This window comes from Paenibacillus sp. FSL K6-1096 (assembly GCF_037977055.1).
GTDB lineage: Bacteria > Bacillota > Bacilli > Paenibacillales > Paenibacillaceae > Paenibacillus_AQ.
Map to the genome: position 1 here is coordinate 3,910,001 of NZ_CP150274.1, position 12,160 is coordinate 3,922,160.

Below are 12,160 nucleotides of genomic sequence, written 5' to 3' on the forward strand. Positions count from 1 at the left end.
ATATCAATGGACAAAGAACAAGAATTGAACCTGACGGCTCCGGCAGAAGAGGAATTTGAAGTGGAAGGCTACTATAGCTGCTCCTCTGCAGCGGCTATGTGCTATCATGACTGCATTTTCTCGACCGTTATATTTACCGAAGCTGACTAATGCATAATGTACAACAATGCCGTCCCGGGTCTTCCAGAGAAAGGACGGCATTGTTATTAAGTCCTGAATGAGGTTTGCTGATGAACAGTATTAAGGTTGCCATCATTGATAGCGGCGTGAATATTAACCATCCGGTCCTTGCTGATAAAGACATCCGTAACCTGCGATTATACGAAGAGAACGGGAATGTGCAGATAGAGAATGATATCCATGATGTCAATGGACATGGCACGGCGGTCGCCGGCATTATCACCGGCAAATGTCCAGAGGTTGAAATCTTAAGTCTCGGCATATTGGATGGGAAACTGAAATGCAGATTTGCTCTGCTGAAGCAAGCCCTTCAGTACGCTCTCGCTGCGAAGGTTCATATTATCAACCTTAGCCTGGGCACAACCATGGAGAAATATGCTCCTGAGCTGCAGGCTCTCTGTGATGAAGCTGAACGGGCCGGAGTCGTGATTGTTGCTGCGTTTAACAATATCACTGAGGTCAGTTATCCTGCCTCTTTCACCAATGTGTTCGGCGTCAAAAGTGAGTATGTGAAGAACAAATATGGCTTTGTATATGATGCCGATTCTATGAATGTGTATGCGAACGGCTTCCAGCAGAAGGTCTGTACCCAAGACGGTGCTTTCACTTATGCGGGAGGCAATAGCTTCGCTTCGGCGCATTTCAGCGGTATTCTGGCACACCTGATGTACACGGGTAAGCACCGAGATAAAGAATGGATCATCAATCAATTAGCTGCCCGGAGCTTGAAGCTGTCATCTATTCATTCCGACCAGGCCTGCAACCGGAGACTGGACATTGAGAAGGGGCTGCTCTTTCCGGTGAACGCAGAGAATATGGAGCGGATCAGAGTCCACCAGAAGGGCGATCCGGTCATTGTAGGGTTCTATGACTACCGAAAATTCGATAGGAATTCTTTTTATATAAGCACAACTGAGGGGCATTGCCGGGTTAAAGTCTTCACCGATCTGGAGGAGGGGCTGGCGCTGGCAGATACTCTATTGATTGGTGACGTCAGTTTTATGCCAGACGAACTTAAAGAGCGGATGATTCATGAATTAATTACCCGGGCGGTACGAATGGGGAGAAATGTTCTGCTTAAGGATGCTCTTCCGCCCGATGTCCATGCTGAGCTGTACCGGTTGGCTTCAGAAGCCAAGGTTTTTATCAAGACCCGTTATATTTAATGCGCTCTGCACATTTATGGAGGTATCTATGTACAAAATAGCGCTGGAATTAACTAAGAATTGTAATTTGCGCTGCAGTTATTGTTATCAGCCCCGCTTCACCAACACCATGGATATAGAGACGGCCTGCAGGGCGATAGATCTGGGGATAGAGAGAGCGAAGGTACTGCCCACCAGGAAGCTGCTGATCAGCTTTTTTGGCGGGGAACCATTATTGCAATTTCCGCAAATGGTCTCGCTGGTTGAGTATTCCAAGTCAGCTGCAGACGGATATGATATCGCTTATGAATTGACTACGAACGGTACGTTGTTGCAGGCTAGGCATATTGATTTTTTTGCAGAGCATCAGTTTTTCTTGAAGGTAAGTATTGACGGGCTCCCAGAGGATCATAATCTCAACAGGCGGAATCCAGGCAATGCGGACAGTTACCAGCTGGTCATCCGGAATCTCGACTTGTTCATGGACTACCAGAGGAAGCTAAAAAAGCCGATTCAGGTAAGCATGGTCATCAGCCGGAATAACTATACTCATTTTCTGGCGAATATCCGGCACCTCGCGGACTTAGGGTTCCGTATGTTTGATACGGCGCTGAATTTCACTGATTGCTGGAGTGATCAGGAGTTGGCCGGCTTGAGAGCCGAATATGAACAAGTTGTCGATCTCTACTTTGAACGCATTCAGAACAAGAGGGGCTTCATCTGGACCTTCATTGATAATGGACTGATGCCGCAGATTAAGCCAAGGAAGAACTATTACTGCGGTGCAGGCATCAGCAGCATGTATGTGAATACAGAAGGGGAGCTGTATCCGTGTTACGCCTGCTTCAAGGATGAGGTGAGAATCGGGTCAACCGCAGAGGGCATCAATGAGGCCCGGGCCAACCGGTTCAAGCACTACCAGCGGGAGCTGACCGGGGATTGTATCGATTGCAGCATCCAGGCCTATTGCCCGGCATGTGATTGCCTGATGATGAACATGGAGCAGACCAATGACTTCTATACCGTGCCTAAAATGTTCTGTGAGCATGCCAAAATGCGCTATGAGCTGACGAATAAGCTGCATCATAATCCGGAATGGAAGCGGATGTTAGAGATGATGAGCGTTCCGAAAGGAGTATAGGAATGAATGATTATATCTGGAGTGCGGATGTGGAAGTGCAGCGCAAGCATGATAAATATTTGTTTATCAATCCGCAGCGGGGCAGCTGGCTCAAAGTAAACCAGACTGCCAAACAGCTCGTCGACCGTATGCTCAGCCATGAGGATGTTCCGGACGTGGATGCCCGCATAAAAACATCAGTGTTTAATAGCTTTCGCCATTCTGGAATGATAGAATCGCCAGATGACTCTTTTCACAGCGATACAGAATCTATCAAGTCCGTCTATTTAATTGTCACCAAATCCTGCAATTTAACCTGCGACTTCTGTTCCATGGGCTCCGGCCCGTGGAGCTTCGAGCAATTAAGTACCTGTGAACTGAAGCATACGATTGATAAGCTCGCTGTCCATAAGGTTGGACGTCTGGTGATCACCGGCGGGGAGCCTTTCATGAGAAGGGATATCCAGGAGATTATAGATTACGCTTACCTTAAGCTGAATTGTAAAATTATCGTCAGCTCCAACGGCTTGTTGCTTACGGCTAAGAAAATAGCTCAGCTTAAAGGCAAGCTCGACCGGGTGGACATCAGTGTTGAGAATATTTACTCGGATGATAATAACTCAACCACAAAAAGAATGAAATCAGTTATTGCCAGCCTGCAAAAGAATGAGATCGGCGTATGCCTGTCCTATGTGCTGACTAAACAGAATTGGCAGCATGTGTTTCCCTTCCTGGATTACGTTAATGCCTCCGGTGTAGGCTTCTCCCTGAAAATTGTTGCGCCTGTGGGAAGCGCCAGAAACCATCAGCATCTGTTCGACTCGGAGGATTCCTTTGAGCAGATCTATTTAAGAATCTTCAAATATATTCATGAACAGGGGTACGCCGGAAGAGCCTTTCACAACTTTGTGTTTCCGCATTTAAGCCCCTCCTACGGTTGCTCGGCCAAGGATAAGATTCTGTGCATCTCATCTGATGGTAAGGTGTATTCATGCCATTCGCTGCTGTTTCCTGAATTCACTGTGGGGGATATTCGTACCGAGGATATTCAGCATATTGCTGAGCATAGCAGGCAGCAGGCCGGGACGCCGCTGTACCAGGAATCCTTTCATGTGGACAAGAGGACATCCTGCAGCGATTGTGAAGTGAGATATTTTTGCCAGGGCGGATGTTATGCAGAGATCCACGATAACGAAGCCCGCCAAGATACTCTTCCCCCGGAATGTGAGATCAAGAAATCGATCATCCTGTTTAAATTATGGGAGTATGATAAGCGGCAGAGCTTCCTTGATAATTTAGAAGGCTTTATACGCTTCTATGAAGATAGAATTCATCGTAAGGAATTGAATAAGATTTTGAAGTAGCATGATGTGAAAAAGAAGGAGAGCAGTCCCGCCGGACGCTCTCCTTCTTCGTATCTCTCTATGCCGTTCCTAAGAACGGCGAATGTTAACCCATCACAACCAGCACTTCGTTCTCCGCCGCCATCCGGGACACTGGAATCAGGTTGCCTTCGATCTCCTCGCCGTTGATAACGATGCGGGTAACGCCTTTCTGCACGCCGTTCTTGTTCTCGACCTGGATGTTCAGCTTCTTCCCGCGGAATTCGCGCACCATGGAGAAGTCGGTCCAGTCCGAAGGGACACACGGGTCCAGACGGAGGCCGTCCTTCTGCGGCTGAACCCCCATAATACCCTCTGCCAGCGAGACCATCACGGTGGAAGCCGTGCCGGTCAGCCAGTGGACATGGGCCCGGCCCTGATACGGGCTGTCTTTGGACTCCACGAACTGGCCGTGGACATAAGGCTCCAGCTTGCGGACCTCCGCATTCTCGTTCATGGTGGCCGGGCTACAGTTCAGGAAGTACTCGAACGCGCGTTCACCGTTGCCGATCATCGTCTCTGCCAGAATGAGCCACCCCTGCGGCTGGCTGAAGATACCGCCGTTCTCCTTTGTAGAGGCATTGAACAGTGCCATCAGTGCTACCGGCAAGCCGTATTTGCGGAACGGCGGGTAGAACAGCATCGTGCCGTAATCGGTCCGCAGGTTGTCATAGACCTTGTCCATGGCCAGCTTGGCCTGTTCTGGGCGGGCTGCGCCGCTTAGCACTGACCAGCTCTGCGGGTTCAGCCAGATCCGGCCCTCATCGTTCTCCCAGGAGCCGATGGTATAGTTGTCCTCGGTGAAGCCGCGGACGAACTGGTCGTTCTCCCAGGCATACTTCTGGATGTTGCCGTCCAGCTCCTCCAGCAGGCCTTGCGCCCACGCGGCATCCTCCAGCTTGTTCTTGTTCTCCGCAATGCCCTTGAAGACCTTGAAGCCCATATATAACTGGAAGGCCACAAACAGCGATTCGCCCTTGGCCCCAAGCCGCAGACAGTCGTTCCAGTCGGCATGGAGTCCGACCGGCATCCCGTGCGCGCCCATCCGGTCCAGGCTGAATTGAAGTGCCTGCCGCAGGTGCTCATATACCGTAGCTTCGCCTTGATCTGAATAAGGAATGACCTCATCCGTGAAGTCCCAGTTCCCGCTCTCATTCAGGTACTTAATCACCGTCGGGAACAGCCACAAGGCATCGTCAGCCCGGTAGTGGGGATGTCCGGTCTCGCGCACATATTCAGGGTCGTCCGGTGTCCCCTCATGGCCCGGGTTATGGTCGAACTTCACCAGCGGCAGCCCGCCGCCGTTAGATACCTGGGCAGAGATCATCAGCCGCAGGCGTTCGAGGGCCATCTCATGGTCCAGATGGATAATACCTTGGATGTCCTGCACCGTATCCCGGTAGCCGAGCCCGTTGCGCAGGCCGGAGTACTGGAAGGAGGCGGCGCGCGACCAGATGAAGGTAATGAAGCACTGGTAAGCATTCCAGGTGTTGATCATATGGTTCAGATTGCTGCTTGGCGTCTGGACCTGGAAGCGGTTAAGCTTGCTGTGCCAGAAGGTCTTCAGCTCTTCCAGCTCCTGCTCCACGACAGACAGGTCCCGATAGTGGCTGAGAATATCAGCTGCACCCTGCTCATCATACTGGCCCAGCAGGAAGGCGACCTCCTTCTCTTCCCCCGGCTTCAGCTCTACATTCACCTGCAGGGCACCGCAGGCATTGGCATTATAGTTCAGCGAGTTCGAGCATTGCCCGTTCTCTACGGAGAGCGGATTCCCATAGCTGCGGTAGTCACCCAGGAAGGTGTCGCGGTCCCCGTCATAACCGGCCACCTCTGCTCCGGCCGCGCCGAAGAATCTCCACGTCTGCTCTCCCGCAATATTTTCATTGATGACCTGGAGGATTTTGTCGTGCTTGAAATAAGTCCGGGAAATAAACAGCGTGTATTGCAGGTTAACCGTATCCTGCTCATAGTTGTTATCGTTGGTGAACTCGGCGAAGCCGAAGAGGGCCAGCCTCCGCGCCGCAGTGCCGTCATTGCGGATCTTCATGCGCCAGACTTCATAGGTCTTGTTCAACGGTACATAGTATAAGGACTCGGTATGAATATTGTCATAATCTGAGACGATGTTCGTGTATCCGGTTCCATGATGGCAGACAGACTTGTATTGACCCAGATCCTTGCCGACCGGCTGCCAGGAGCCGGACCAGTAATCCCCGTTCTCCAGATCCTTCACATAGATATAGCGCCCCGGCTCGTCCTTGGAGTTGAAATGATAACGGATATGCCGTCCGTTGGCCCCGGATTTCACGAAGCTGTAGCCTCCGGCATTGCCTGAGATAATGGCGCCGTATTCCGGCGAACCGAGATAGTTGGCCCAAGGAGCGGGCGTATTCGGCTTCGTAATCAGATACTCCTTGTTCTTGTCGTCAAAATGACCGTATTGCATAACCATTCCTCCTCATGGTAGATGACAGGCAGGGCTATGAACGCGCGTTCACAGACGGCTGAAAGAGTCCCGCCTAATTCCATTATAAGACAATCGGAGCGGGCGTTGCATTCTTTTAGAAAAGTTTTATATTTTGACAGAAATAATAGATATTTTGCCCTTTTTTTGGATCTGCCATATAGAAATTATTGGTTGATTAAAGTATGATCTTTAGTGTTCTACATTAATATACAAAAGTATTTAAGGGGAGTGTTTATGCAGAGAGTAAGAAAAATTTTTATTTTAATGTTAGCAGTATTTATGCTTTGTAGCACATTGGGAGGCGGAACCTCAACAGTCATGGCAGATTCGCCAGCTGGGTCTTTGGAGCTGTCCCTTCCCGCTGATTTGACAGATTGGATTCTGGACGAGAATGCGGGTTACATCTATGCTATATCAAGCAGTGACGATAATCTCTATTTCATCCGTACAAGTGACCTCACGATTGAGAAGACGCTGAATGTTGGTTCCCGTCCCTTGTATATGACAAAAGATGGGCATTCTTTGCAGATTGGGCTTTCCGGCGCAGAAATGATCAAGACCGTTGATCTCTTGACTCAACAGATTTCAGATTCCATCACTACTTCCAGTGTTCCTCTATCAGTCGCTGCAACTTCAGAATATTTGTATTATGCAAACGGTGTAGGTCAGATATATAAATATAACAAGGCCACTAAAGAGAACAGCTTATTACCCTTTAATGCTTTTACAACTTCATACTTAGCCTTGGCGGTTGATGAACCTTCTAATGTACTTTATGTTGGGCAGCTGACTTCATATGCCGGGATACAAGCTATTAATGCCGAGACTGGTGCAGTCCTTAGCGAAGATATTGATGACCATACGGAGATTGGTGGAGGCGCTTACTCTATCAAGCATATTTTTATTGATGAACATTCGGTATATTTTGGAGGACATCAATTCTATAAGCAGAATTTGAATGAGACTACGGGTACCTATGTCCGGGCAAAGGATGATTATACATATCTCGAATCAGTTATATTGGGTATTACTGATAAATATGTGGTTACGACACAGGGTGTATATGATAAAAAAACGTATATGCCATTGACCCAGTTTGAAACGGATCAGAAGTTTGCTTTACTTGCTTCAGACGGGCATGCTTACATTGCAGGAATCGCTAACTGGTATACAGATTCCAAAACAATCAAGCGAGTAAATCTGAGCATTCCTGCTCATTACGATACGGCCGTCTTTACATCGGATACTTATTCCATCAAGAGTGATCATCCAATTACAGATTGGGCAACTGCGGATAACTTACCCTATATTTATGCTATTGTGGGAAGCACCAATGAACTTGTTGTCATTGATAAGCGAGATATGCGAGAGGTACAGAAGCAGTTTGTTGGCTCCAATCCGGCAGTAATCAAAATATATAATAATAAAGCCTATATTATCTTCAAAGGTGAGAATCACATCAATATTATTGATCTCCAAGACGGACTCCCGTCGAAGTCGGCTATCTCCAAAATAACGACTAAGCATTATCCGCTGAACGTCTTCCCTGATCGTACTAATCGTATTCTATATGACGCTGGAAGGTCTGAGTATGGTATCAGTGTGACGTCAGATGTGTATACTTCGGTCTCAGATGCAGTTTATTATGAAAAAAATGCGGGAGTTAGAACTTATGAGAGTTATATTCTAGATGCCGATAACGAACTATTCTACGGTGCAGACAACTACAATCTCTCTATGTATGATAGTCAAACATTCAAGTTAAAGCAAAGTAATGACATCAACGGAGGGTACTACGAACCTACACTCCATCTTGATGAAGATAGTATTTATTTCGGCAGCGGAAGGTATGATGCAAACAATCCTTCTATACTGTATGGCAAATACCCGGAACGAATTATATACGCGCGTGGCGATCTGGTATTCAGTCATGGTTCTGTATATGACAAGGATAGTTTTGCCAAATTGTCCGATCTGTATATGTTTATTAAAAAAGCCTATACGGATGCAGCCCGTACCATTTTTATATCAACGGATCGTCGTTTGTATAAGTTCAACAGCTTGGATGAACTACAAACAGCCATGAAGGAAACAAGAATCCCTTCTAATGCTGTAATGATAGATGAGAGTCTGACTGCTGGAGCAATCGCAGGAAACTTGTTTATTAAACCACCCGCTAACCAGGATGGAATTACAGGATATATTGCTTACTTCCTGGATCAGCAAGGAAATAGGCTTAAGCAAGTAGGTATTTCTAAGAAAGATAATTTATCCAGCGACGAACGTCTTGTATTTGACGTAGGTAATTCGTTGCTGCCTGCGGGTGCAGTAGGCATTGGAATCTATCCTGTTACCCGCAGCGACAATTACGGCAGTGATGGAACCTTTGGACTCTATGCACGCCTGTTGATTAGCTAAATTATGGGAATGTAAGATTATTAGTCAAAAAAGTAATCCATTCTACGGGTAATCGTTGCAGCGTAAATAAGCGGTCAAAATCGGCAAACGTTAGTTTGGCGCTCCAATGAACCACTGCATTTCCTTTGTCAAAGAGGAATTTCAATAACACATAAACCAGTAAAGCGGTATACAACTGTCCGTACACAGCATTGGGTGTGGTCCCAAATAAGGTTGGAATGTTTAAATGCTGCTTAATCCAGCGAAAAAACACTTCGATCTGCCACCGCTTCTTGTAAATTTCTGCAATCCGCTCAGCGGAGTGCCAGTGCAGATTCGTAGCAAGAATCACCGGGTTGCCTTGTGGGTCTCTTAGAATTACTACGCGAAAACGGTTCTTGGAAAGCCGTTGTCCTTTTCCTAATTGGCAGGTGAAATCTTGTTCGAGAGTTCCTGTGAAGGGTTCGCTTCGTATCCGGGCAACCGGGGACTGAAAGAGCGTGTTGTCCCGAAGCCGAATGACAAAGCATTGGTGCTGCTCCAGATACTCATCGAATCGTTTGTGACTGCCATACGCCCGATCGGCTACGATAATAAACCGTTTGTCGATCAGCTCGGGACAGCTTTTAAAATCATGGGAATTCCCTGTGGTCTCGGTCACCTTAAAGAGCCGGCCTTCATCGGCCACCACCGACACGTGTAATTTGATTCCTGCGCGTTCGCCTTTCAGCGGAGCCCAAGGAAGCCGTTCTTTCCCGACGGTAATTTTGGTGGAATCGACGAGAAGTAAGGCTTTGGGAATCCCTAAATGTCTTCGGGTCGAGCGATTACACAGATCAATCATGAGGTTCAGCAATTGCTTAAAAAGCTCGAAGGGAACATCTTTCGCTTTTTTGGAAAGCGTTGAATGGTCTACGGGTCTAAGGCCGCTGGAATCCATGCGTACTTCACCATCCCGATATCCCTCCCACTGCTGGAACGAAGCCTCCGCCAAGAATAAAAAGAGGTCATAGACGGTAAACTTTCTTGCTGTATCGACATATTCAAGTTCTTGAAGAAACGGTGAGAGTTTCTCTTCAGGAATCACTAATTGCAGAATGTTCGAGATTGAAGTAGACTTTTTCATGAGGTCGCCTCGTTTCGGATGTTTGTAGGGGTACAAACACTTTACCGAATGAGTGGCCTTTTTGCTACCTTTTTTTGGCTAATCAACAGGCCTGGACTCTATGCAACAGCTGCGATCTATGATGCTCCGGGTTATCTGCCGATCGACTTTTCAGTAACGGATACAGATCCTGATATGAATATATTCTCTGGTTCTGTTGCATGGAAACCAGGGGCCAGTGAATTGCCAGGAGCTCGTTATTCATTGTACTTTATTGGCTACAATGGTGTCATTGGTGACAAGATAACAGAGGTTAAGGGTGGGGAAAAGAGCTATTCTCTTACGATTAATTCTATCAGTGTGCCTAAGGATGCTTTAGCCATAGCTATATTTATTGAAAATGATGAGCTCGAATCGCCGTTCTACAGTGTAGGAATTTTGGATGATAAAGTGACATTGGATATCCCGTTATCCTCTATTACAGTCAATAAGTATATGGTGAAATCAGATGATGTTGTTGTCACTAACCTTATTGCTGGCGATATTATCCGTATATACAATGAAAAGTCCTATATACTGGGGTATGGAGTTGTCAAACCAGGTGAAACTAGTGTAACAATTCCAATTAGCAACCTTGGAAATCCTGGACAGAAATTACGTATAACCCGGCAGTCACTAGATCGACTAGAAAGTCTAGGAACAATGGTTCTTATCCCTGCTGTTGTTAATGACAGCGGTGGAGGAACTGACGGCGGTGGAGGAACTGGCAACGGTGGAGGAACTGGCAACGGTGGAGGAACTGGCGGCGGTGGAGGAACTGGCGGCGGTGGAGGAACTGGCGGCGGTGGAGGAACTGGCGGCGGTGGAGGAACTGACGGCGGTGGAGGAGCTGCTGGCGGTGGAGGAACTGCTGTTAGCCAGCCTGCTTCTAATGCAACTGGCACAACGTTGACTGATGTTACAGCGGCGCTAATCTCTAAGGCAATGGACAATCCCGAATTCAAGAAGAATCCAGTGATCACCATTAAGGCAGAGGATAAGCCATCTACACTCAGTAGCCAATTCCAGATCAATACGGATGTTCTAAAAGATATTCTAAATAACTCTAAGGAAACTGTTCTCATTCTGGAATCTTCATCCGGCAAGCTTCAGTTGCCTGTGAACTCCCTATTCTCAGCTGTCTCCAAACAGATTGTGCCTGGTCAAAAGATTATTATTACTATCTCTAATGCGGCAAGCGAATATAAAGTTAAGTTATCTGCCCAATTCGGAGGTTCTGCCGGTACTACTCTGGTGGGAGAGCCGATGGACTTCCAGGTTCATCTTGTGGGCAATGGTAAGGAAGCAATAATTTCAAACTTCTCAGACTATGTAGGTCATGTAGTCAATGTCGGCGTTACTCAAGATGTGAATGCTGTATATTCAGGCTTAACCTATGATTCAGTGAATCAAATCTATGTGCCGGTACCAACCACTTGGGAATGGAAAGATGGCGTGCTTCAGGTGACGATGAAGCGTAAAGGGAACTCCGTTTATGCGATTGTTCAGAAAGATGTCCAGTTTAATGATTTGACTAATAGTAATCCGTTTATAGATAGCATCCTAGCCTTAGCAAACCGCAATGTAATTAGCGGATACGCAGATGGAAGCTTCAAGGCGGACCAGGTTGTAACACGCGCTGAATTCGCTACGATGCTTAATCGTGCTCTAGGTATTCTGCCTTCACAGCAATCTGCCAGAAGCTTCAAGGATGTTAAAGCTGGAGCGTGGTATGAAACACAGGTAAATGCTGCTGTTGATGCTGGCCTAATTAACGGGTTTACTGATGGAACCTTCCGTCCAACTCAGGAAATCACCCATCAAGAAATGATTGTTATGCTGGCCAACGCCTTGAATAATAACGGAACAATTCCTGAAAATATCAAACCGGGAACGACAACAGTTCCACAGAATGTGGCGGTCTGGGCCAAACCATATTATGTTATTGCCTTTGAGCATGGTTTACTGCCAATTGACAGTACATTTAAATTTCAGACAAATAAGAAAACGGAGAGACAGGAAAGTGCCTTCCTGCTCTATCAATTGATGAAGGTATTAAAGCTTACGAATGACTTGTAGTTGAACCAACTGTTTATGAGAAAAAGGATACTCTCAGGAGTATCCTTTTTTGCGTGTGCTTACGGTCACATCAAAGTTTTGGATTTCACTCAGAATAGGAATATTCGCAATTACGCAATGATATTTGTCACAAAAAAGGAGATTTGTAGAGTTAATGTAGAGGGCTGTCGGATACTATTAGAAACTAAGAGATTATTATGCACAATCTGTCTGTATTTGTTTCGCACGATTTGGTGAACGCCC

General features: G+C 47.0%; 8 protein-coding genes. 6 read left to right on the top strand and 2 right to left on the bottom strand.

Annotated elements, in window-relative coordinates; translation table 11 throughout:
• The first annotated feature begins 6 nt into the window (after positions 1-6).
• The 4 genes from MHI24_RS17510 (at position 7) to MHI24_RS17525 (ending at position 3,809) form a co-directional block, all read left to right on the top strand.
• Positions 7-150 (top strand): hypothetical protein, encoded by a 144-nt coding sequence (locus MHI24_RS17510; protein ID WP_340020807.1) that lies wholly within the window; start codon positions 7-9, stop codon positions 148-150.
• Between the two features lie 80 nt (positions 151-230).
• Positions 231-1,346 (top strand): S8 family serine peptidase, encoded by a 1,116-nt coding sequence (locus MHI24_RS17515; RefSeq protein WP_340020808.1) that lies wholly within the window; start codon positions 231-233, stop codon positions 1,344-1,346.
• A gap of 28 nt (positions 1,347-1,374) precedes the next feature.
• On the top strand, positions 1,375-2,466 hold the full coding sequence (locus tag MHI24_RS17520; protein WP_340020809.1) for a radical SAM protein: 1,092 nt from the start codon (positions 1,375-1,377) through the stop codon (positions 2,464-2,466).
• A gap of 29 nt (positions 2,467-2,495) precedes the next feature.
• Positions 2,496-3,809: a radical SAM protein gene (locus tag MHI24_RS17525; protein WP_340020810.1), complete on the top strand. Its 1,314-nt coding sequence runs from the start codon at positions 2,496-2,498 to the stop codon at positions 3,807-3,809.
• Positions 3,810-3,894: 85 nt separating this feature from the next.
• On the opposite strand, the gene MHI24_RS17530 is transcribed toward MHI24_RS17525, so the two are convergent.
• Positions 3,895-6,276: a N,N'-diacetylchitobiose phosphorylase gene (locus tag MHI24_RS17530; protein WP_340020811.1), complete on the bottom strand. Its 2,382-nt coding sequence runs from the start codon at positions 6,274-6,276 to the stop codon at positions 3,895-3,897.
• A 255-nt stretch (positions 6,277-6,531) separates the two neighbouring features.
• Here MHI24_RS17530 and MHI24_RS17535 point away from each other — a divergent pair, with 255 nt between their 5' ends.
• Positions 6,532-8,715: a hypothetical protein gene (locus MHI24_RS17535; protein WP_340020812.1), complete on the top strand. Its 2,184-nt coding sequence runs from the start codon at positions 6,532-6,534 to the stop codon at positions 8,713-8,715.
• Position 8,716: 1 nt separating this feature from the next.
• Here MHI24_RS17535 and MHI24_RS17540 read toward each other — a convergent pair whose 3' ends face one another.
• Positions 8,717-9,820 carry an IS4 family transposase gene (locus tag MHI24_RS17540; RefSeq protein WP_340020563.1) on the bottom strand — a complete coding sequence of 368 codons (1,104 nt, stop codon included), beginning with the start codon at positions 9,818-9,820 and terminating at the stop codon, positions 8,717-8,719.
• An 18-nt stretch (positions 9,821-9,838) separates the two neighbouring features.
• On the opposite strand from MHI24_RS17540, the gene MHI24_RS17545 reads away from it, so the two are divergent.
• The gene (locus MHI24_RS17545; RefSeq protein ID WP_340020813.1) at positions 9,839-11,917 is read left to right on the top strand and encodes an S-layer homology domain-containing protein; all 2,079 of its coding nucleotides are present in this window, start codon (positions 9,839-9,841) and stop codon (positions 11,915-11,917) included.
• Positions 11,918-12,160 lie beyond the last annotated feature (243 nt).